The sequence below is a fragment of the Roseateles sp. genome (assembly GCF_049240545.1).
Lineage (GTDB): Bacteria > Pseudomonadota > Gammaproteobacteria > Burkholderiales > Burkholderiaceae_C > Paucibacter_A.
On sequence record NZ_JBMLSK010000364.1, the window covers coordinates 1 to 21073 of the forward strand.

The following is a 21073-nucleotide window of genomic DNA, read 5'->3' on the forward strand; positions in this document are numbered from 1 at the left end:
CTGGTCAACGGCATCCGCGCCTTCCTGCCGGGTTCCCTGCTGGACACACGTCCGGTCAAGGACATGAGCCCGTACGAAGGCAAGACCATGGAGTTCAAGGTCATCAAGCTGGACCGCAAGCGCAACAACGTCGTGTTGTCGCGTCGTGCTGTGGTCGAAGCCTCGATGGGCGAAGAGCGCGCCAAGCTGCTGGAAACTTTGGCCGAAGGCGCCATCGTTCAGGGCGTGGTCAAGAACATCACCGAATACGGTGCCTTCGTGGACCTGGGCGGTATCGACGGCCTGCTGCACATCACCGACATGGCATGGCGCCGTGTCCGTCACCCGAGCGAAGTGGTCACCGTCGGTCAGGAACTGACCGCCAAGATCCTGAAGTTCGATGCTGAGAAGAACCGCGTTTCGCTGGGTCTGAAGCAGCTGGGCGACGACCCATGGTTCGGCGTTGCTCGCCGCTACCCCACCAGCACCCGCCTGTTCGGCAAGATCACCAACATCGCTGACTACGGCGCATTCGTTGAAATCGAGCCGGGCATCGAAGGTCTGGTGCACGTGTCCGAAATGGACTGGACCAACAAGAACATTGCTCCTTCGAAGCTGGTCACCCTGGGTGATGAAGTCGAAGTCATGGTCCTGGAAATCGACGAAGACAAGCGTCGCATCTCCCTGGGCATGAAGCAGTGCAAGGCCAATCCTTGGGAAGATTTCGCTGAAACCGTCAAGCGCGGCGACCGCGTCAAGGGCCCCGTCAAGTCGATCACCGACTTCGGCGTGTTCGTTGGCCTGGCTCAAGGCATCGACGGCCTGGTGCACTTGTCCGACCTGTCCTGGAACGAAACCGGCGAAGCTGCTGTGCGCAACTTCAAGAAGGGTCAAGAAGTCGAAGCCCTGGTGCTGGCCGTGGACGTCGAGCGCGAGCGCATCTCCCTGGGCATCAAGCAGTTGGACAGCGACCCGTTCACCGCCTACACCACGGTCAATGACCGCGGCATGTCGGTGACCGGCAAGGTCAAGACTGTGGACGCCCGTGGCGCCGAGATCGAGTTGGCCGACGAAGTGCTGGGCTACCTGCGCGCTTCTGAAATCAGCCGTGACCGCGTCGAAGACGCTCGCAATGTGCTGAAGGAAGGCGACGAAGTCACCGCCGTGATCATCAACATCGATCGCAAGACCCGCAACATCCAGTTGTCGGTCAAGGCCAAGGACAACGCCGACAACCAGGAAGCCATGCAGCGCCTCTCGGCCACGTCCGAGCGTGAAAACGCCGGCACCACCAGCCTGGGCGCCCTGCTGCGCGCCAAGCTGGACAACCAAGGCTAAAGATTGCCCTCAGCCCCTTCGGGGCTGTGCAATGCCGATCAGGCCCGCCTCCGCAAGGAGCGCGGGCCTTTTTTATGAGAACCTACCCACTCTGACCACGCCCCAATGACCCGCTCCGACCTCGTTGCCTTGCTCGCCGACCGCTTCGGTCAACTGACGCAGCGCGACACCGAGTTTGCCGTCAAGACCATTCTTGATGCGATGTCGGACGCCCTGGCGCGTGGCCACCGGATTGAGATTCGCGGCTTTGGCAGCTTTCAGGTCAACCGTCGCCCGCCTCGCACCGGCCGCAACCCACGTAGCGGCGCACAGGTGATGATTCCCGAAAAGTTGGTGCCTCATTTCAAGCCCGGCAAAGCACTGCGAGAAGCGGTGGATGCCAAGGCGCAGGCCGCCGACTGAGTACCGAGCAAGCAACAGTTTGCTGAGCGAGTCTGCCTGAGGTAGGCAGCGGCGGCACTAGAATCGCCGCTCCATGAGCATCTTCATCTGGCTGTTTCGAGCCTTTCTTTTCTTCGCCCTGTTTGCCTTCGCACTGAACAACAGCGAGGAGGTTGTGGTGCGCTGGTTCTTCGGCCGCGAATGGCACTCCCCCTTGGTGATCGTGGTGCTGATTGCATTCGGCATGGGATGCGCGCTGGGCGTCTTGGCCATGGTGCCGGCCTGGTGGCACCACCGACGCATCGCCGCCCACCGTACGGCGCAAACCCAGCCTGAAGAAGGCGACAGCAAGGCCCCCCTGACCCCTCCCCCCGTGATCCACGATGGACTTTGACCTGCGCTGGCTGCTCTTTGTGCTGCCTGCGGCTTTTGCCTTGGGCTGGCTCGCCTCCAAACTTGACACCCGACAATGGAAGCGCGAGCAACAAAGTGCGCCTAAGGCTTACTTCAAGGGCTTGAACCTCTTGCTGAACGAGCAGCAAGACAAGGCCATTGACGCCTTCATCGAAGCCGTTCAGCACGACCCCGACACTTCCGAGCTGCATTTCGCCCTGGGCAATCTGTTTCGCCGCCGAGGTGAATATGAACGCGCGGTGCGAGTGCACCAACACCTCTTGCAGCGCGGCGACCTGCCCCGCAGCGAACGTGACCGCGCCCAGCACGCCTTGGCGCAAGACTTCTACAAAGCCGGCTTGTTTGATCGCGCAGAAACCGCCTTCCAGGCCCTCATCGGCACCCCCTTCCAGAACGAAGCCGAACTGGCCTTATTGGCCCTGTACGAGCGCACCCGCGACTGGCGCAAAGCGGCCGAGGTGGCACGTCACCTGGAGCAGACCGGCACTGCCTCCTTTGCCGCTCGAATTGCACATTACCTGTGCGAACTGGCTTTGGAAGCGCAAGCACGCGACCAAGACAGCGCCGCCCAAGAGTTGCTGGCAGAGGCGCGCAAAGCAGCCCCGCAGGCAGCGCGGTCCCATGTGCTGCTCGGCCAGATCCACGCCCGTTTGAACGAGCACAAGCAGGCCATGAGCGCTTATGCCGAGCTGCTGGCCGTCAATCCCGAAGCCTTCAATCTGGTGGCGCGAGACTTTGCCGATGCTGCGCTCGCCTGCGGCTGCCAAGAGCGTGCGGTCGCGATTCTGAGCGATCAATACAGCCGCACACCCGGCATGCATTTGCTGCAGGCCATCGCCAAGCTCGAACCGGCCGCAGCGCAGCAACGCGAGCGTCTGTCTCGCCATTTGCGCGAGCAACCCAGCCTGTCCGCCGCGCGCACCTTGTTGACGCAAAGCCAGTTTCAGCTGAGCGAAGCCGAAGCGCCCCTGGTGACCGGCGCCATCGATCGCGCCGTGCGCCCACTGCAGCGCTATCGCTGCGCAGCCTGCGGCTTCGAAGCGCAACACTATTTCTGGCAGTGCCCCGGTTGCTTGAACTGGGACACCTACCCACCGCGCCACGTCGAAGAACTATGACCCACCCCCGAAGCGCTTCGCGCTCCCCCCTCAAGGGGGCGGCGCCAGCGGCCTGGCAAAGCCAGATCCGCGGCCCCCACTTGGCTCGGCCCGTGTTCCGCGAAAGATCGAAATGAGTGCTCCTCGAATCATTCTTTGTATGAAGTGGGGCACCAAGTACGGCCCCGAATACGTCAACCGGCTCTACGCCATGGTGCGCCGCCACCTCACGGGCGATTTCAAGTTCGTCTGTTTGACGGACCGCAGCGAAGGCATTCGGGACGAAGTTCAGTGTTTGCCGATTCCCGAGCTGACCCTGCCTAACGGCGAACCCGAGCGTGGCTGGAAGAAGCTCACCACCTTTGAAGCGGACCTCTATGGTCTGCGAGGCACGGCCCTGTTCCTCGATCTGGACGTGGTGATCGTGGGCGACATCACGCCCTTCTTTGAAGTGCCGGGCGAGTTCTTGATCATCCATGACTGGAAGCGCCCCTGGCGCATCACCGGCAATTCCTCGGTCTACCGCTTCCAACTTGGTGCCCATGCCGATGTGTTGGAGAAGTTCCGACAAAACCAGGCGCAAGCCAAAGCCGACTTCCGTAACGAGCAGGCTTATCTGACCGACGTGCTGCACAAGCAGGGCAAGGTGAAGTATTGGGACTCAAGCTGGTGCGCCAGCTACAAATACCACTGCATCCCGACCTGGCCAAGCAGCTATTGGCGCGACCCCATCATCCCCAAGGGCGCGCGCATTTTGATCTTCCACGGCGTGATGAACCCGCCCGATGCCTTGGCCGGTCGCAACAATGGCAACTGGCGCCATGCCCGCCCGGCCACATGGATCGCTGAGCATTGGCGCGAATGATGGAGGGGGCCGGCATCTTCATGCAAAACGGCCTGACAGTGGTGGCCGTGTTGCTGGTGAGCACTCTTGCGTGGGAGCTGCTGCAAATCCTGCGGGCGCGGGCACCAAGACCCGAGAACGTTCACCAGCAGATCATGGGGTGTGGCCCCGCCTTGGCCGCCGACACCCGTATTCCGAAAATCATCTGGAGCTACTGGCACAGCGAGCTCACGCCGGAATTTGTTTCTCTTTGCCGCGCCAACTGGCAGCGTCTCAACCCCGGTCACGAGATCCGCTTCTTGCATCGCGCCAACTTCGAGCCCTGGCTCGAGGGCGATCAAGGAGGTACCGAGTTCGAGCAGCTACCTCCGTACCGGCAAGCCGACTGGCTGCGTCTGCAATTGCTGGCGCGTCACGGCGGCATTTGGCTCGACGCGACCATTGTGCTGACCGAATCACTCGACTGGGTGCACCGGCTGCAGCAAGAACATGCCAGCGAGTACCTCGGCTTCTATCTTCAGGGATACAGCAAGCAGGCCGAGTTGCCGATGCTGGAAAACTGGTTCATTGCCGCAGTTCCCGGCAGCCCCTTCATCCAGGCTTGGGCGACCGAGTTGGAGAAAGCCCTGCGCTTGGGTGAAGCCCCTTATCTGCAAGACTTGAAGACCGCCGGTCGACTCGAACGTGTGGCCCAGAACTTGCCCGCGCGGATGCAGCAGTATCTGGTCATGCACATGGCTGCGGCGGCCGTGTTGGATGAATCCAGCGACCAATATCGATTGTTTGTGCTTCGGGCAGAAGACTCGGCCCTTTGTTTGCATGCATCCTTGCGTTGGCGAAAAAAACACCTGTACGCCCGCTTGGCCCTGAGCCCTTGCCCCGCGCGGGTGCCGGCCTTGGTCAAGATTCGCGGCTCCGACCGTCGCCTGCTCGAGCGCGGCTTGGCAAAGAAACGATATTTGCGCAGCAGCTTTGTGCAGCGATTCTTGATCTCCGCGGCTTGAATCAAGGCGCCCGACTCTCACTGTAAGTTCCAGCTCATGGCAAACAAACCCTGGCTCAGCATCCTCATCCCGGTCTACAACGTCGAGCAGTACTTGGGCGACTGCGTGGACTCGGTGATGGAACAACTCAGCGAAGGCGTTGAGGTTTTGCTCTTGAATGACGCATCGACCGATGGCTCACCGGCCTTGATGCAAGCGCTAGCCCAGCGCTATCCGGGCCGCTTGCAATTGCTCCAGCACCCGCGCAACGCCGGCCTTAGCGCGGCCCGCAATACCCTGATGGAGGCCAGTCAGGGCGAGTACCTCTGGTTCCTTGATTCCGATGACCTGCTGATGCCCGGTGCGATCGTCGGGCTACAGCGTTATGTCGAGCAGTTCAAACCCGATCTGCTGCTGTGCGACTTCCGAACGGTGCGCGAGCGCATGCGCTTGAAGCACAAATGGCGTGGCGAGCTGCACCGCCACACCTTCGACGGCACCGCCGACCAACTGAGCCAGGATCGCAGCGCCCTGCTGGCCGGCTTGTTCGGCCTGGGCCATCTGCATGCCTGGAGCAAGATCAGCCGCCGCCAGTTGTGGGCCGATGACTTGCGCTTTCCAGCCGGGCGTTATTTCGAAGACATGGCCACCACGCCGGAACTGGCCCTGCGCGCTCAGAGTTTTGTCTACGCGCCGCATGTGTGGGTGGGCTACCGACAAAGAGCCAACAGCATCCTGGCCTCCATGTCGGTGCAGAAGGTCGAAGACATGATGCTGGCGCTGCAGGGCTTCCCACAGCGCCTCCAAGCCCTGCTGCCCTCCCCGAGCCCTGAGGCCATTTTTGCCGCCGGCTATTTCGCCGCCCGCTCTTTCATCTGCGCTTGCCGAGTTGCTGAGAGAGAAGCTCAAACGGATCGGCTCGCTGCCTATTTGCAACAGTTCAGAGAAAGCTCGGTGCTCTCGCCCGAAGCGCTGCTGCAGCAGTTCTTGCGGCGCGGCTGGTTCTGGCGGGCGGGTCGACTCGGCTACTGGATACATCGCGCCAAAGCCTGAGCAACACTGACTCAGACCTTCAGCAGCAAGTCTTCGTAACGATCTCGCATCAAATCGAGTCCATGGCGCGCCAAGGCGCGCTTTCGGGCCTCGGCGCCGAGTTGGGCGGCCCAAGCAGGGTTTTGAAGCAGCGAGGCCAAGGCCTCCGCGAGTGCCTTTGAATCACTCTCGGGCACCAACAGACCGCTCACACCGGACTCCAGCACGCCTTCCACGCCCACGACCCGACTGGCCACACAGGCGCAGCCGGCCGCCATGCCTTCGACCAAGGCCAAAGGCATGCCTTCGTAATGCGTGGACAAGACAAAGATCTGCTTTCCCATCAGCAGGCCCGGCATGTCACGATGGTGGCCCAAGAACACGACCTGCTCATCGAGGCCCAGCTTGGCCACCTTCTGCTGAACAGCGGCCCGGTAAGCACTCTTGCCGGTGCCCGCCAAATAGAGGCGAGGACACAAGCCCTGGGCCTTCAGCAAAGACAAAGACTCAATCAAGGTCAGGTGGTCTTTTTGCCGGGCAAAACGAGCCGACATCACCAAGGCTGGCGCCCGGTGCTCAAAGGCCTGAGTTTCCGCAAGCGCGTAACGCGTCAAATCGATGCCATTGGGAATCGCCACCGTCTTGGCCGCAGGCATTCCCAATTCCAGCAGACGCTGACGCACCCCCTCCGACACCCCGACCAGGCGCGCGCTATGGCGACTCAGCCATCGCGCCTGCCACAAGCGCCAAACGCTGTACCGTTCACGTGAGTTGTGTTCCACCTGGACCAAGCGCTTGACGCCGGCCCACAAACCCGCCCAGCGACCGAGCAAATGCTCAGGAAAGCCATGCGCAACCAGCACATCGGGCTGCCACTGCAGGCACAGCTTGCGCAGGGCCCAAATCGTCGCCCAATGCGCCCAGCCCGGCAGCACATAGACCTGCAAGCCCTGATCTCGCAAGGCCTGGACGCGTGCCGCGTCGGTCGTGCGTTTGCGGCGCAACACCAAGGCTGCCTCGATCCGCTCGCTTTGAAGGCTCGCCAAGCAAAGATCAACCGCCACCTGGGTCGCGCCAGAAAAGCCCCCCGTCACGAAATGCAGCACCTTGCGTCGGCTTTGCACCGGCGGTTCCAGCTGCCCAGGCGCCTGCGCCTGCACTGTTGTTTCTGTCATGGCGCTCAGTATAGAAACAGCGGCGACAATCACCCGCCATGACGACTGATACTTCTGACAACCGCCCCGTGGCACGCCGATTGGCAGGGTTTGTCAAACCCTATCGCGGCGGGCTGGCGCTGACCCTGCTGTGCTATGCCGCCGTTGCAGCCACCGAACCGCTGATTCCACATCTGATCAAAACCGTGTTCGGCTCCGGCTTTGCCGAGCAGTCCTTTTCGGTCTGGTGGGTACCGGTGGTCTTGATTGGCTTGTTCGCCGTCCGGGGCCTCTTCTCTTTTCTGGGCCAGTACCTGCTGAACTGGTCGGTCACGCGCACGGTGATGGACTTCCGCTGCGCGCTGCTGGAAACGCTTTTGAAGGCCGACGCCCGCGTGTACACCAGCCTTCAGCCGGGCACCGCGGTCAGCAAGGTCGTCAATGATCCGCAACAGGTCATGCACCTGCTGAGCGGCCCCTTCATCAGCATTCTTCGCGATGGTTTGCCGGCGCTGGCCATGCTGGGCTATTTGCTCGCTTTGAACTGGAAGCTGACCCTGCTGTCCTTGATCGTTACGCCGGCCATGGCTTTTGTGATTCGCACCGTCAACAGTCGGGTGCGCAAGATGGGCAGCTTGGCCTATGACGCACAACTGCACCTGGTCAACAAGGTGGACGACATCACCCGGGCCTGGCGGGTGGTGCGCAGCTTTGATGCGGGTGAGCACGAGCGCGCACGCTTTGCCGAGCGCGCCCGTGAAGTGCAGCGCAATTCCTTGAAGCAGGCGGCCGCGGGCGCCTTGTCCCAGCCGCTCTCGCAGTTCGTGGCCAGTTGGGGCTTGTCCTTGATTGTTTGCCTGGCCTTGCTGCAAGCCCGTGAAGCCAAGACCGGTGTGGGTGACTTCGCCGCCTTTGTCACCGCGCTGTTGCTGCTGACCTCGCGTCTGCGCCATTTGAGCGACTTGATGCAACCAATCACCAGCGCCCTGGTGATTGCCCGTGGCTGCATGAGCTTGCTGGACATGCCGGTGGAGCCCGACAAGGGGACGCAGGAGCTGAAGCACTGCAAGGGTGAGATTCAAATGCAGCAGGTGCGCCTGCAGTATCCCGGCGCGGACCAGCCTGCCCTGGATGGGCTCGACCTGCGCTTTGCCGCTGGCCGCACCACCGCCTTGGTGGGGGCCTCGGGAGCGGGCAAGAGTTCCATCGTTCATCTCTTGCTGGGTTTCGGCCAAGCCGACAGCGGCAGTATTCTGATCGACGGAGTGGAAGTACAAGACATTCGCAAAGGCAATCTGCGCCAGCAGTTTGCCGTGGTCTCGCAAGACATCGTGCTCTTTGATGCCTCGGTGGCCGACAACATCGCCTACGCCCAGCCACGCGACGATGCAAAGCTCGAGGCCGCCCTACGCGCCGCCAATCTCTGGGACTTCGCCAGCAGCCTGCCTGAGGGCCTGGACACCCTGATTGGCGCCAATGGCAGCAAGCTGTCCGGCGGCCAGCGCCAGCGCCTGGCCATTGCGCGAGCACTCTACAAAGACGCCCCGATCTGGGTGTTTGACGAAGCCACCTCGGCCCTGGACACCGAGAGCGAGCGTGCGGTGCAGCAGGCCTTAGAACAATGGGCCGGCCGCAAGACCTTGATCGTGATCGCCCACCGCCTGTCCACCATTCGTTCGGCCGACACCATCCATGTGCTGGGCAAAGGTCGGGTGCTGGAAAGCGGCACCCATGCCGAACTGAGCGCGCGTGACGGTGCCTACGCCGCCATGGTCCGGGCCCAGCACGGCGACTGAATCGAGCCCAAGGCCAGCCTCGAGGCAGACTCCTCATGCGACGCCGAAGCTGCCTGCTCTGCGCCTGTTTGGCCCTCTGCGGCGCGCGAGGGCTCAAAGCACAGCCCAGGCCCTTGGAAATCAATCAAGCCAGCCGCGCCGAGTTGGAATCGCTGAGCGGGCTTGGCCCGGCCTTGGTGGAGCGCATCCTGCTGGCGCGCAGCCAAGCGCCTTTCAAAGACTGGGACGATTTACGCCGCCGCGTACGTGGCATCGGCGAGCCATCGGCCCAAAAACTCTCGACGCAAGGCTTGCGGGTGGCGGGCTTGGCCTACACCAAGGCCGAAGTCAGCCTCAGCAACGAGGCTGTTGACACCCCGGCCCAAACACCGCCGTCTCGCTAACGCGCCGATCAGGGGCCAAGAGCGCCCGGCAGCGTCTCCGCAAATCCTGCTTTGCGACGCCGCATCGCGGCCGGATCCATCTGCGGCGCTTGCGAGGGCCAACCGAAAAAGGCTTGCACCTCCGCGCGACGGGCCAGCGTGTCACTCATGCCCAGATTGATCAATTCCCCGGTATAGGACGGCTCGAACAACAGGTAGCTGGTCAAGGCCGAGCCGCTGGCCCCCTTGCCTTCGCCACTCACACCGACACTGCGCAACAAGCCCTTGATGGTGGGCGGCAAACTACCCTGATGCTCGGCCGCCAAATCATCCAGCCGACGGCTCGGCGCAATCACCAACACATCCACCGGACGCAGGGGCGTGGCCTCCCGAGCCGCAGGCGGCAAGAGCGCCAAGGTGTTATTGATACGCTGCAAACGTTCCACATCCACCGCCAAAGCATCCAGAAAAATATTGGACAAGGCGTGGCCCGCAATTTGCGCCATGCTGGGGTGGCCGGTCACCAAGGCCGGGCGGCGGCTCCCGGGCGGCTCATGCATGCGACCAGCGCCAATCACCAGCACACGATCTGCGCCCAAATGGATGGCGGGCGAGATCGGTGCACTCTGGCGCATCGAACCATCACCGAACCACTCGGGCTGACCATCCAAATCCAAGGTCTCGGCCGGGAAAATAAAGGGAATGGCCGAAGAGGCCATCAGGTGCTCAATGGTCAAACGCGCCTTCACCGCGATGCGCTGCGAGCGCAACCAGGGCTCATACGGCTTGTGCGTTTGGTAGAAGGTCACATGCTGGCCCGAGGTGTAGCTCGAACCGCTGATGGCCAAGGCTTGCATATGGCCTGCCTTCAGCATCTCCTCGATGCGCTCCATCTGAATCCAGCGTTTGAGCAGACGACCCAGGGGTGCATTGTCCAAAAGGCTGCGCGGGCGCGAACGACGCCAGCGCACAAAGGCCCAGCCCAAGCTCATCATCGTCAACCAGCGCGCACCGGTGCGAATGATGCCAAAGGCATCGGCGCTGTAGATATGGTCCACATGCAGGTTCTGCCAAAGATGGACCAAGCCGTCGACCGCGCCGTCGAAATCATCGGCATGACAGGCCAGGGTCGCGGCATTGATCGCGCCGGCGGAAGTCCCGGCCACGACCGGAAAGGGGCTGGCGCCCTGAAAGCCGGCATCACGCCGCAGCTGCGCCAGAGCCGCCAAAACTCCCACTTGATAAGCCGCGCGAGCGCCGCCCCCGGTCAGAATCAATCCGGTTGCGGGCTGCTGGGCTTGAAGAGATGGCGCGGGTACTTGCACTGGCTTGAAGGTTTGCTATGTGGCGAATCATCGCCGATTTCCTGCGATACAAGCCGAGCAAAAGCCGGGCAAAAGCCCGCAAGCCAAGGCAACAAAAGGTCGGCTGAGTCGAAGGAGCCGGAACAGGCGGCTCAAAGCAACATCAAAGACCTAACGTGCAATGGCCACCGTGCGCAAAAAGAAACGCAGCTTTTGCATCAGACTCAGCGTCACCTCATGGCGATTGAACTTGCGGAAGATGAAAAACCAGCTGAGGCGAGCATCAAGCTCGGCGGGCAAGACCTCAAAGTGCTCTGGTGCACTCAAGCAGGACATCAACAACAGCGTTTGATCATCATCCATCAAGTCCTGCGCCAACAAGCGCTGGAAAGATTCTTCCATCAAGCGCGCCATCACGGGCCACTTGGCCTGAGGTGCGACCAAATGGCAGCCTTGGATGTAAACCGTGTTGTTCTTGATCGCGTGGACCCAATCGATCTCACCATCGATTGGCAGCAGTCTGAACATGCGGATCTTGTCGCCGAAGTCGTAGTCCCAACGCAGCGAGCGCGGCAGAAAGCGGTTCTTGCGCAGGTAGCCGAAATCAATCCAGGCGACCGTATCACTCGCGGGGCGGCTGCGCTGAATCGCCTCTACGCAAAACTGACTCTTCAGGTAGTTGACCAACACATACTTGGGCGAGTTGTACTCGGGACAAGTCGGATCATTCAAGCCTTGCCGATACGCCGGCAGTTGCTGAACGCGGCTGATCGCCGCCAGCAAGTCCTCATGACGAGTGAATAGATCGTCGTCGTAATAAACCGTCAGATTGGGCTTGCGGCTTTGCAGCGGCGCCAAACGAGCCCGGTGCTTGCTCTCGGTGAACAAAATCACGTCGTTCTCAAGCAAGCACAGCCGGGCAAAGTTCTTGAAATAGCGATCGACCGATCGAGCATAGGCGCTCCAATCCGCCCGCCCGATATCAAAAAACGCGGTAACGATGGTGATCATGGTTTTGAACGGGGTCCATCAAGGCTCGATTCGAGCGAAAAGCAAAATGCAGCAAGGGGGGCTCAGGCGCCCGCTTCGTAAACAATCTGCGGCAGCGGGCTCTTCTTGGTTTCAGCAGGCGTCGCGCTGGGCGCAAACCCCACGCTCACGCCCAACTGAGCCAAGGCCTCGTCGCAAGGCCAGAACTTGCTGTCCTCGCCCAAGTCGATCTTGAACTCGGCGCCCTCGTGCTCGCCGCTCAAAAAATGATGGGTCTGCATGCGCAAGCCTTGCCTCACCACGCCCTGCTCCGTCTCCACAGATCGGGCCGGCCATTGCTTGAGCACCTCTTGCAGCGCGGGCAAGGTTTGCTTCACCGGCATGTAGAAGTACTTGCCAAAGCGCGCCCGGGCCGCGGCCAGGTCCCAGACCGCCTGCACATTGAAGCGGAAGCCTCCGGCGAACCGGTCCATCTGCACCTTGCCCTGCAGAATCAAGAGCTCGTCATCGACCAAGAGCTCTTTGTGCAGATTGAGCAGCTCTTCATTGGCCACTGCTTCGATCACATCGCTCTTGTCGTCCAGCTTGAAGATGGCCACACGACCGCGATTGCCATTGATGACCCGCAAATCGCTGACGATGCCGGCCAACATCACCACCTCACGGCTTTGGGCCGCGTCTTCCACATTGGCCACGCGACGGCGCACCATGCGGCGCACTTCTTCGCCGCTTTGGTCAAACAAATGGCCGCTCAGGTAGAAGCCGATGGCGGTCTTCTCGAGGCTGAGCTTTTCCTTGATGGTCCAGGGGGCGGCATCTACCAAGTCCGGCTCGGCGGTGCTGGAGGCATGGCTGTCGCCAAAGTCGAACAAGCCGCCCTGGTCGGCATTGGCCTCTTGCGTTTCCGCATGGGTGTAGCCCCGCGCCACGCTGGCCAGCAGGCGCGCACGGTCCGGCTGCAAGGAGTCAAAAGCGCCGGCCTTGATCAAGGCTTCGACCACGCGCTTATTGCAAGCCTTGCGGTCGATGCGGCAGCAGAAGTCATAAAAACTCTTGAAGGGCCCGCCCTTCTCGCGCACCGCCACGATGGAATCAATCGCGCCCTTGCCGGTGCCCTTGATGGCACCCAGGCCGTAGTTGATGCGCTTGGGCCGCACGCCGGCACCCGGCGCCACCCAATGCGGGAAGACGCCGTCGCCCGGCATGATGGGCTCAAAGCGGTGCACACCGAGGTTGACGTTAGGCGGCTCGAAGTCGATGCCGAAGAGCTTGGCGTCATTCAACAAGACCTTGAGCTTGTCGGTGTCGTCCATTTCGATGGTCATGTTCGCGGCGAAGAACTCGGCCGTGAAATGCACCTTGAGCCACCCCGTGTGATAGGCCAGCAGCGAGTAAGCGGCGGCGTGCGACTTGTTGAAGCCGTAGCCCGCAAACTTCTCCATCAAGTCAAAGACTTCGTCGGCCTGCTTTTCATCCAAGTCATTGACCGCCGCACCCTTGCGGAAGATGGCACGGTGCTCGGCCATCTCCTCGGCCTTCTTCTTGCCCATGGCGCGGCGCAACATGTCGGCGCCACCCAGGGAGTAGCCGCCCAGCACCTGGGCGGTCTGCATCACCTGCTCTTGGTAGACCATGATGCCGTAGGTCTCGGCCAGCACCGGCTCGGTCAGCGGGTGCGGGTACTCCACCACTTCCTTGCCGTGCTTGCGCGCCACAAAGGTGGGGATCAGGTCCATAGGGCCTGGACGGTAGAGCGCGTTCAAGGCGATCAGGTCTTCCAGGCGCGAGGGCTTGGCGTCCTTCAACATGCGCTGCATGCCGCTGGATTCAAACTGGAACACCGACTCGGTCAGGCCCTCGGAGAACAGCTTGTAGGTCTTGCGGTCATCGAGCGGGATGGTCTCGAAGGCAAAGCTCTTCTGGTCCGGGTAGCGGGCGACGATGAAGTCCTTGGCCAACTCCAGAATCGTCAGCGTGGCCAGCCCCAAGAAGTCGAACTTCACCAGGCCGATGGCTTCCACATCGTCTTTGTCGTACTGACTGACGGCGGAGTTGGAACCGGGCTGCTGGTACTGCGGGCAGAAGTCGGTGATCTTGCCCGGCGCAATCAACACACCCCCAGCGTGCATGCCGATATTGCGCACCATGCCTTCCACGCGGGCGGCCAGCTTCAACAGCTCGGCCACTTCTTCTTCCTGGGCCTCGCGCTCATTGATCTCGGGCGCCTCATGGCGGGCGAAGATCATCTTCTCCTTGTCAGGGTCGAAGTTCTCCGGCAGCTTGGCCAGCGTCACCGTCTTGCCGGGCGGCGCCGGGATCAGCTTGGCGATGGAGTCCACCTGGCCATAGCCCATGCCCAGCACCCGACCAATGTCACGCAAGGCCGCCTTGGCGGCCATGGTGCCGAAGGTGGCAATCTGGCTGACGGCCGGACGGCCGTATTTGTCCTTGACGTAATCGATCACCCGGTCGCGGTTGCCCTGGCAGAAGTCGATGTCGAAGTCGGGCATGGAGACCCGCTCGGGGTTCAAGAAGCGCTCGAACAGCAGGTTGTACTGCAGCGGGTCCAAGTCGGTGATCAAGAGCACATAAGCGACCAGGGAGCCAGCACCCGAGCCCCGGCCCGGGCCCACCGGGCAGCCGTGCGTCTTGGCCCACTTGATGAAGTCACCCACGATCAAGAAGTAGCCCGGGAAGCCCATCTTGATGATGGTGCCCAGCTCAAACTCCAGGCGCTCGACATAACGCGGCCGCTCAGCGTTGCGCTTGGCCTCGTCGGGGAAGAGCAGCTTCAGTCGGTCTTCCAGGCCTTCAAAGGACAGCTGTCGGAAGTACTGTTCCATCGGCATCGGCGTGCCGTCTTCCAACAGCGGCGTCGGGAAGTTCGGCAGCTGCGGCTTGCCCAGCACCAGGCTGATCGAGCAGCGGCGTGCAATTTCCACCGTGTTAGCAATGGCCGACGGGATGTCGGCGAACAGCGCCTCCATATCGGCCTGGCTGCGGAAATACTGGCCCGGGAGAAAGCGCTTGATGCGCTTGGGGTTGGTCAGCGTCTCGCCCTCGGCCACGCAAACGCGTGCCTCATGCGCCTCGAAATCATCTGGCCCCAGGAATTGCACCGGGTGCGTGGCCACCACCGGCAAGCCCTGCTCGGCGGCAAAGGGCACGCTGGCCTGCACCAAAGCCTCTTGGCCGGGCAAACCGGCACGCTGCAGCTCGATATAAAAGCGCCCAGGGAAGATCGCGGTGAAGCGCTGAGTCCAATCCAAGGCGCGCGCCTTGTCGCCACTGAGCAAAGCCTGACCCAAGCCACCGAACTGCGCACCTGACAAGCAGATCAAGCCCTCATTCAGCTCGGCCATCCACTCCCACTTCAAGCAGGCCTGGTTACGCTGCACGTTTTGAATCCAGGCGCGCGACAGCAACTCGCACAGATTCAGATAGCCCTGATTGTTCTGCACCAGCAGCAAGAAGCGGCTGGGGTTCTTGTCTGAACCTTCCGGCTCCAGCCAGCAGTCGGCACCCAGAATCGGCTTGACGCCTTTTTTGCGCATCGCGTTGTAGAACTTGATGCCGCCAAACATATTGGCCAAATCGGTGATGGCGCAGGCCACCTGCCCATCTTTGGCCGCCAGCGGGGCGGCATCTTCGATGCGTAAAGTGCCGTCAACGACGGAAAACTCGGTGTGGGTGCGCAGATGTACAAAAGCCATCGAAGCATTGTACGAAGCGCACTCAGCTTCAAGTCTGAACTGTCATCGGGAGGCCTTATGCTGCGCCTCCACGGAAGGAGAAGCGAAGATGCCGAAGATGCCCCTCACCTTGATCCCACGCTCTTTGTTGAGCTTGGCCATGGCCGCCATGGCTGCGGGAGCCTCCCTGCCGGCCCATGCCAATATCGCCAAGCCCAAAACCGGCGCCGAGGTGCTGGCCCAGTCACCCGACAGCGATTGGCGCCCCCTCGACCCCGAGAACACCTTGCTGATGGAGTTGCCCCAGGGTCAGGTCTTGATCGAACTGGCGCCGCGCTTCGCCCCGGCCCATGTGGCCAATATCCGTGCGCTGGCGCTCGGTGGCTTTTATGACGGCCTGGCCATCGTGCGGGTGCAAGACAACTTCGTGGCCCAGTGGGGCGACCCCTTGGGTGAAGACGCAGCCAAAGCCAAGCCGCTGAGCGCCGGCGCCAGCCCCAAGATTCCGGCTGAGTTCTCGATTCCCTTGAAAAGCATTCCTAAGGCCGACTTCGCCCGGCTGCCGGACCTGGACGGCTGGGCCAAGCTGACCGGCTTTGTCGACGGCTTTCCGGTCGCTGCCGACCCCCAAAAAGGCCGTGCCTGGTTGGCGCACTGCTATGCCACGGTGGGCGCGGGTCGCAGCGATGCGCCGGACTCCAGCACCGGCGCCGAGCTTTATGCGGTGATTGGCCAAGCGCCGCGCGGTCTTGACCTCAACATCACCACCGTGGGTCGCGTTCTCAAGGGCATCGAGCTGCTGTCCAGCCTGCCGCGCGGTGGCACCAATATGGGCTTTTACGACAAGCCCGAACAGCGGCACGGCATCCAGCGCGTGCGCCTCTTGGCCCAAGTACCTGAAGCCGAACGACCCGCGCTGCAAGTGCTGCGCACCGACAGCAAGACCTGGCCCCTCTGGCTGGACACCCGCCGCAAGCGGGGCGGCTGGTTTGTCTACAACCCGCAGCATGTGGACTTGTGCGGCGTCAGCGCGCCCACCCGAGCCGCCAAGTAGGCGCGTCAAGCCCTGGCTTCCGCCCTGATTCCAATTCCTACGACCTGCCCCCCCGACCTTGGACTGACCGCTCATGAGTTTCTTTAGAACCCTGCTCCGCGCCGCGCTTTGTTTCGCCTGGGCCGCATTCGCCCTGTCATCCGCCTTCGCTCAAGAAGCGCAGATTCGCAAAAATCTCGGCGAGCGCATGCCCAGCTTTCCCAAAATTGATCAGGTCAGCAAAACCCCCTTCAACAACCTGTTCGAGTTGCGTATCGGCAAGGACCTGTTCTACACCGACGCCGAGGGCAGCTACCTGATGCAAGGGGTCTTGTTCGACACCAAGGCCAAACTCAATCTGACCCAAGCGCGCCTGGACGAGCTGAATATGGTGGACTTCGCGAGCCTGCCCCTAAAAGACGCCATCGTCTGGAAGCAAGGCAGCGGCGCACGCAAAATCGCCGTGTTCACCGACCCCAATTGCGGCTATTGCAAGCGGCTGGAAAGAGACATGCGTGCCATCAAAGACGTGACCATCTACAGCTTCCTGATTCCGATTCTTGGCCCCGACTCGGTGGCGAAAAGCCGCAATGCTTGGTGCGCCAAGGATGCCGGCAAGGCCTGGGTAGACTGGATGGTTGAGAACAAGGCGCTGCCTCCGGCGGCAGCCAGCTGCGACAGCTCGGCCATCGACCGCAACCTGGCCTTGGCCAAAAAGCACAGCATCACCGCCACGCCGGCCAGCGTGTTTGAAAGCGGCAAGATGGTTTTGGGCGCGGTCGACAGCGCCGAGCTGGAGCGCCTGCTGAGCGGGAGCGCCATCAAGCGCTGATGGCCCCCCCGGCCGAAGCGCCCTGCGGTCCGGCTTCAGCGCCCTGCGCCTCGGCTGACAAGGCGAGCAGTTCATCCGCCAAAAGCCCCAGCGCCTGGGTGCCCGACTGGATCTGCTCGTCCAAAGCCTGACACCAATCAGCGCCCGGCATGTCACCCTGCTTGATCATGGACTCGCCCTCACTGGCCAGCTGCGCCAAGCGGACCGCGCCCAGGGTGGCAGCCAGGCCTTTGACGCTGTGAAGCGCCATCTGGGCTTCGGGCAGCTTGCCCTCGGCCAACATACCCATCAGCTGGGCCGACAGGGCTCGCGCGGAGATGGAGAAGCTGGCCACCATGCGCCGAAACAGGGCGGCCTTGCCCATGAAACGATCCATCGCCGCCTGTAGCTCGAAGCCCTGCGCAGCGGCACGCTGAAGCAAGGCCTCGGGCACGGCCAGCGTGGCAAAGCTGAAACGAGAGGAAGTGCTGCCGCCATCACGCCCCGATTCAGGGGCACGCTCCGTGGGTTCAGCCCTGTCGGCCGAGCCAAGGTCGGAAGCAAGCCCCTTGGCCTCTGCTTCGCCGCCCCTGCGGTGCGACCTGAGCTGCCCGTTCAAGACCGCCAGCAAGGGGCCAATTTCGAAGGGCTTGCCCACATGCTCGTTCATGCCGGCGGCCAGACACTCCGACCGATCCGAAGCCATGGCATTGGCCGTCATGGCCACGATGGGCAGCTGGGTCAGCCCCAGCTCCTGGCGAATCAAGCGGGTGGCGGTGTAGCCATCCATGACCGGCATCTGAAGGTCCATCAAGACCAGATCCACCGCATCAGGCTGGGCACGCAAAAGGTCCACCGCCAAACTGCCGGTGTCGGCCACCTCGACGACAGCGCCCGCCTCCTGCAAAAACTCGCGCGCCACCTGCTGGTTGTTGAGGTTGTCCTCGACCAGCAACAAACGTACGCCGGCAAGAGGCGCCGCCAGATTCGGCGCATGAGCCTCGCCCTGAGCTGCGCCCTCGCCTTGTTCCACGGGCAAGCGCAGATGTGCGTCGCCGGGCACGCCAGCCCGATCCGTGGTCGACAAGGCCCTGGGCAGCGGCCGCCCCGCTCGCGCATCCCGCAGGGCCTCGAGCAACATCGATGCGGTCAAGGGCTTGAACAAGGTGCCATCCAGGCCGGCCAGTTCCGCCTCCGAGCCTTGCGCCAGCAGTTCACGACCCCGTGCATCCAACAGGGCAATGATGCGGGTGGAGTCGGCTGGGGCCAGTGCGCGCAGCTGCGCCAAAGCCTGCCTGAACTGCTGGCCCAGCATCTGCCCATCGACAAAGATCGCGTCATAGCCCGCACCATCCTGCGCGCCCTCTCCCCGTGCTTGCAGTTGCTGCAGGGCCTGCTCCAGGCTTTCGGCCGGATCCACCGTCCAAGCCAGACCTTGCCCCATGCGCTGAAAGACCTCGCGCGCAGCGGGACTGCCGTCTAGCACCAACACCCGCTCGGGCTTGGGCAATACAGCGCCCCGGCTGTTCTCACCCGCCACTCTTGGCAGGCAGATACTGAAATAAAAGCGGCTGCCCTCACCCAAGGCGCTTTGAAGCTGAAGTTCACCGCCCATCAAGGCCACCAAACGTTGACTGATGGCCACGCCCAAGCCGGTCCCCCCGTAGCGCCGCGTGGTGGAGGCTTCGGCTTGGCTGAAGCCGCTAAAGATACGCGACTGGTTCTCCGGCGCAATGCCAATGCCGGTATCACTGACGCTGAATTCGAGCGTCACGTCCTGATCACTGCGCTGCAGTACCCGCAGCGTCAGACGCACCTCGCCACGCTCGGTGAACTTGAGCGCATTGCCGCTCAGATTGATCAGCACCTGGCGCAAGCGCAGCGCATCGCCAAGCAATAGCGGAGGCAGCTCGGGATCAATGTCGAACAACAGCTCCAAGTCCTTGCCATCGGCATTGCCGGACAGGATCACCGCCACTTCGCGCAACAAGGTGTCGGTCTGAAACGGGTGCAACTCCAGCTCCATCTTGCCGGCTTCGACCTTGGAGATGTCCAAAATGTCATTCAGGATGCCCAACAAGGAGCGCGCAGCCCCCTCGCTTTTGGCGGCATAGTCAGACTGGCGAGGCGTCAATTCGGTGCGCCGCAGCAAGGCCAACATCCCCAGGATGGCATTCATTGGCGTGCGGATCTCGTGGCTCATATTGGCCAAGAACTGGCTCTTGGCACGTGAACCCTGCTCAGCCGCCTCGGTGGCCTGCATCAACTCGGTGACATCGAGCCGGAAGCCGACGATATGCCCGTCCGGCATGCGTTGCTCAATCACCCGAATCCAGCGTTCATTGTCCAGCTTGACCACAAAGGCGCTGTCGGCGCGACGGTGTTGCACCATCCGTTGCGCCACCCAGTCGTCCTCCCGCCCTTTGGCGTCGGCGAAGCGGCCGCAGCGAGCTTGATGGCGGGTCAGCGTCTCGAAATCGATACCCGGCTGTGCCAGCAGCTCGGCCGACTCGGGGTACATGGCCTGGTACTTTGCATTCCACATCACCACCTTGTCATCGGCATCACAGAGCACAAAGGCGCCGCCGACTGCATCAATCGCGCCGCTGAGCAGTTCGGCATTGCGGCGCGCCTCGGCTTTGGCCTGCACGGCCGCGGTGATATCGAAGCGAATCGACACGAACTTTTCGATGCCGCCGGACTCATCACGGAAGGGCGCGATGAAGGTATCGACCCAATACAAAGAGCCATCTTTGGCGCGGTTGCAGACATCCCCTCGCCAGGCGGTGCCCGCGACAATGGTGCGCCACATCTGGGACCAAAAATCGCGCGACTGCACGCCGGAGTTGACGATGCGGTGGTTCTGTCCCAGCAACTCTTCCTGGCTGTAGCCGCTGATGCGGCAAAAGGCCGGGTTGACGGCGGTGATGCGCCCGGCATGATCGGCAACCGACACGATGGCCTGCTGGTTGATCATGGCCAGCAAGGCCTCGTTGTCGCGACGCAACTGACTGCTTTGTTGTTCTTGCGCTTGAGTGATGTCGTGGTCGAGCGACAACTTGCTGGTCAGCACCAACCATAGCGCCATCACATAGGCCGACAAACGCAGGCCGTGCCAAGTCCACCACGACAAGTCCCACAAAGACGACTGCTCGAACATGACCGCCGCCATGCCCAGCAACAGACATTGAAGACCAAACAAGAGATCGGCCGAGCGGCCGTGGTGGGCGTAGAGCCAAAGCAAGCGCAGCGCCGCCAGCAACATGCCCAGGCCTCCGCAGCGATTCAAGAGCACCGCCAGGTCGGTGAACTGCCCCTCCACCAGCATCCGTGGCAGTCGTTCAGCCGCCAACAGCGACACCAGCCCCAGCAAGGCCGCCGCGGCCAGACAAGCAAGCGGCCAGGTCTTGCTGCCGCGCTGACCGAAGCGGGCCGCAGGCAAACAGACCAAGGCCAGCAGCCCCCCACCCAGGGCCGTGGCCAAGCTGTGCAACCAGACAAAGGTATTGCCGGCCCCCTGTACCGCATGCAAACCGTCCAGACAGGCCATGGCCAAGAGCGCAGCGGCGATCTGGCGGTTGGCACTGCTGCCTTCGCCCATGGCATCCAAACGCAAGAGCAGATAGGCGACCATGGGCACCAGCACCGCACCCGCCATCTCGATGCCAGCATGCAAGGCCAGATTCGGCAGACGCCATTCAGGCCCCAGCACTTGGCTGAACCAAAGACTCAGCCCGTGGAGCAGAAAGCCGATCCCGAACAGCACAGCCAGGCTGCGGCGCAATGTCCTGGGCTCTGCAGCAGCGGGCTTCTGAGGCATAGACGCTCACTTTTCAAACACGCCGCACCGGGCAACGTGGAGA

16 protein-coding genes are annotated in these 21073 nt (G+C 62.2%); 11 read left to right on the top strand and 5 right to left on the bottom strand.

Features of this window, described 5'->3' with window-relative positions; translation table 11 throughout:
• The 7 genes from rpsA to ACOVRJ_RS21915 form a co-directional block, all read left to right on the top strand.
• On the top strand, nucleotides 1–1317 hold a 1317-nt coding region (gene rpsA / locus ACOVRJ_RS21885), incomplete at its 5' end, for a 30S ribosomal protein S1 (RefSeq protein WP_422045932.1).
• Between the two features lie 105 nt (nucleotides 1318–1422).
• The gene (locus tag ACOVRJ_RS21890) at nucleotides 1423–1719 is read left to right on the top strand and encodes an integration host factor subunit beta (RefSeq protein ID WP_422045933.1); all 297 of its coding nucleotides are present in this window, start codon (nucleotides 1423–1425) and stop codon (nucleotides 1717–1719) included.
• A gap of 73 nt (nucleotides 1720–1792) precedes the next feature.
• The gene (locus ACOVRJ_RS21895) at nucleotides 1793–2092 is read left to right on the top strand and encodes a LapA family protein (RefSeq protein WP_422045934.1); all 300 of its coding nucleotides are present in this window, start codon (nucleotides 1793–1795) and stop codon (nucleotides 2090–2092) included.
• Nucleotides 2082–3230 carry a lipopolysaccharide assembly protein LapB gene (gene lapB, locus ACOVRJ_RS21900; RefSeq protein ID WP_422045935.1) on the top strand — a complete coding sequence of 383 codons (1149 nt, stop codon included), beginning with the start codon at nucleotides 2082–2084 and terminating at the stop codon, nucleotides 3228–3230. The genes ACOVRJ_RS21895 and lapB overlap by 11 nt, the downstream gene beginning before the upstream one ends.
• A 112-nt stretch (nucleotides 3231–3342) precedes the next feature.
• Nucleotides 3343–4074 carry a glycosyltransferase gene (locus tag ACOVRJ_RS21905; protein WP_422045936.1) on the top strand — a complete coding sequence of 244 codons (732 nt, stop codon included), beginning with the start codon at nucleotides 3343–3345 and terminating at the stop codon, nucleotides 4072–4074.
• A complete protein-coding gene (locus ACOVRJ_RS21910) occupies nucleotides 4071–5057 on the top strand; it encodes a glycosyltransferase family 32 protein (RefSeq protein ID WP_422045955.1) in 987 nt (328 codons plus the stop codon). The genes ACOVRJ_RS21905 and ACOVRJ_RS21910 overlap by 4 nt, the downstream gene beginning before the upstream one ends.
• 36 nt (nucleotides 5058–5093) lie before the next feature.
• Entirely contained in the window at nucleotides 5094–6089 is a 996-nt protein-coding gene (locus ACOVRJ_RS21915; RefSeq protein WP_422045938.1) for a glycosyltransferase family 2 protein, read from the top strand.
• Nucleotides 6090–6100: 11 nt separating this feature from the next.
• Here ACOVRJ_RS21915 and ACOVRJ_RS21920 read toward each other — a convergent pair whose 3' ends face one another.
• Nucleotides 6101–7243: a glycosyltransferase gene (locus tag ACOVRJ_RS21920; RefSeq protein WP_422045939.1), complete on the bottom strand. Its 1143-nt coding sequence runs from the start codon at nucleotides 7241–7243 to the stop codon at nucleotides 6101–6103.
• 38 nt (nucleotides 7244–7281) lie between these two features.
• Between ACOVRJ_RS21920 and ACOVRJ_RS21925 the strand changes: the two genes are divergently transcribed.
• Both ACOVRJ_RS21925 and ACOVRJ_RS21930 read left to right on the top strand, forming a co-directional pair.
• On the top strand, nucleotides 7282–9018 hold the full coding sequence (locus ACOVRJ_RS21925) for an ABC transporter ATP-binding protein (RefSeq protein ID WP_422045940.1): 1737 nt from the start codon (nucleotides 7282–7284) through the stop codon (nucleotides 9016–9018).
• Between the two features lie 113 nt (nucleotides 9019–9131).
• The gene (locus tag ACOVRJ_RS21930) at nucleotides 9132–9401 is read left to right on the top strand and encodes a ComEA family DNA-binding protein (RefSeq protein ID WP_422045941.1); all 270 of its coding nucleotides are present in this window, start codon (nucleotides 9132–9134) and stop codon (nucleotides 9399–9401) included.
• Nucleotides 9402–9409: 8 nt separating this feature from the next.
• Here ACOVRJ_RS21930 and ACOVRJ_RS21935 read toward each other — a convergent pair whose 3' ends face one another.
• From ACOVRJ_RS21935 to dnaE, 3 genes are all read right to left on the bottom strand, one after another.
• Nucleotides 9410–10657 (bottom strand): patatin-like phospholipase family protein, encoded by a 1248-nt coding sequence (locus tag ACOVRJ_RS21935; protein ID WP_422045942.1) that lies wholly within the window; start codon nucleotides 10655–10657, stop codon nucleotides 9410–9412.
• A 198-nt stretch (nucleotides 10658–10855) separates the two neighbouring features.
• Nucleotides 10856–11695: a WlaTC/HtrL family glycosyltransferase gene (locus tag ACOVRJ_RS21940; RefSeq protein WP_422045943.1), complete on the bottom strand. Its 840-nt coding sequence runs from the start codon at nucleotides 11693–11695 to the stop codon at nucleotides 10856–10858.
• A gap of 62 nt (nucleotides 11696–11757) precedes the next feature.
• Nucleotides 11758–15387, bottom strand: coding sequence for a DNA polymerase III subunit alpha (dnaE, locus tag ACOVRJ_RS21945; RefSeq protein ID WP_422045944.1), 3630 nt, complete (start codon nucleotides 15385–15387; stop codon nucleotides 11758–11760).
• 88 nt (nucleotides 15388–15475) lie between these two features.
• On the opposite strand from dnaE, the gene ACOVRJ_RS21950 reads away from it, so the two are divergent.
• On the top strand, nucleotides 15476–16420 hold the full coding sequence (locus ACOVRJ_RS21950) for a peptidylprolyl isomerase (RefSeq protein ID WP_422045945.1): 945 nt from the start codon (nucleotides 15476–15478) through the stop codon (nucleotides 16418–16420).
• 73 nt (nucleotides 16421–16493) lie between these two features.
• Nucleotides 16494–17231 (top strand): DsbC family protein, encoded by a 738-nt coding sequence (locus ACOVRJ_RS21955; protein WP_422045946.1) that lies wholly within the window; start codon nucleotides 16494–16496, stop codon nucleotides 17229–17231.
• Here ACOVRJ_RS21955 and ACOVRJ_RS21960 read toward each other — a convergent pair.
• Entirely contained in the window at nucleotides 17221–21030 is a 3810-nt protein-coding gene (locus tag ACOVRJ_RS21960) for a response regulator (protein ID WP_422045947.1), read from the bottom strand. The two genes, ACOVRJ_RS21955 and ACOVRJ_RS21960, sit on opposite strands and share 11 nt — an antisense overlap.
• Between the last annotated feature and the right edge of the window lie 43 nt (nucleotides 21031–21073).

What these genes read in the sequence shown, in the direction of transcription:
- ACOVRJ_RS21890 (WP_422045933.1), top strand. Translation starts at nt 1,423, where the DNA reads ATGACCCGCTCCGACCTCGTTGCCTTGCTCGCCGACCGCTTCGGTCAA.
- ACOVRJ_RS21895 (WP_422045934.1), top strand. Translation starts at nt 1,793, where the DNA reads ATGAGCATCTTCATCTGGCTGTTTCGAGCCTTTCTTTTCTTCGCCCTG.
- lapB (WP_422045935.1), top strand. Translation starts at nt 2,082, where the DNA reads ATGGACTTTGACCTGCGCTGGCTGCTCTTTGTGCTGCCTGCGGCTTTT.
- ACOVRJ_RS21905 (WP_422045936.1), top strand. Translation starts at nt 3,343, where the DNA reads ATGAGTGCTCCTCGAATCATTCTTTGTATGAAGTGGGGCACCAAGTAC.
- ACOVRJ_RS21910 (WP_422045955.1), top strand. Translation starts at nt 4,071, where the DNA reads ATGATGGAGGGGGCCGGCATCTTCATGCAAAACGGCCTGACAGTGGTG.
- ACOVRJ_RS21915 (WP_422045938.1), top strand. Translation starts at nt 5,094, where the DNA reads ATGGCAAACAAACCCTGGCTCAGCATCCTCATCCCGGTCTACAACGTC.
- ACOVRJ_RS21920 (WP_422045939.1), bottom strand. Translation starts at nt 7,243, where the DNA reads ATGACAGAAACAACAGTGCAGGCGCAGGCGCCTGGGCAGCTGGAACCG.
- ACOVRJ_RS21925 (WP_422045940.1), top strand. Translation starts at nt 7,282, where the DNA reads ATGACGACTGATACTTCTGACAACCGCCCCGTGGCACGCCGATTGGCA.
- ACOVRJ_RS21940 (WP_422045943.1), bottom strand. Translation starts at nt 11,695, where the DNA reads ATGATCACCATCGTTACCGCGTTTTTTGATATCGGGCGGGCGGATTGG.
- dnaE (WP_422045944.1), bottom strand. Translation starts at nt 15,387, where the DNA reads ATGGCTTTTGTACATCTGCGCACCCACACCGAGTTTTCCGTCGTTGAC.
- ACOVRJ_RS21950 (WP_422045945.1), top strand. Translation starts at nt 15,476, where the DNA reads ATGCCGAAGATGCCCCTCACCTTGATCCCACGCTCTTTGTTGAGCTTG.
- ACOVRJ_RS21955 (WP_422045946.1), top strand. Translation starts at nt 16,494, where the DNA reads ATGAGTTTCTTTAGAACCCTGCTCCGCGCCGCGCTTTGTTTCGCCTGG.
- ACOVRJ_RS21960 (WP_422045947.1), bottom strand. Translation starts at nt 21,030, where the DNA reads ATGCCTCAGAAGCCCGCTGCTGCAGAGCCCAGGACATTGCGCCGCAGC.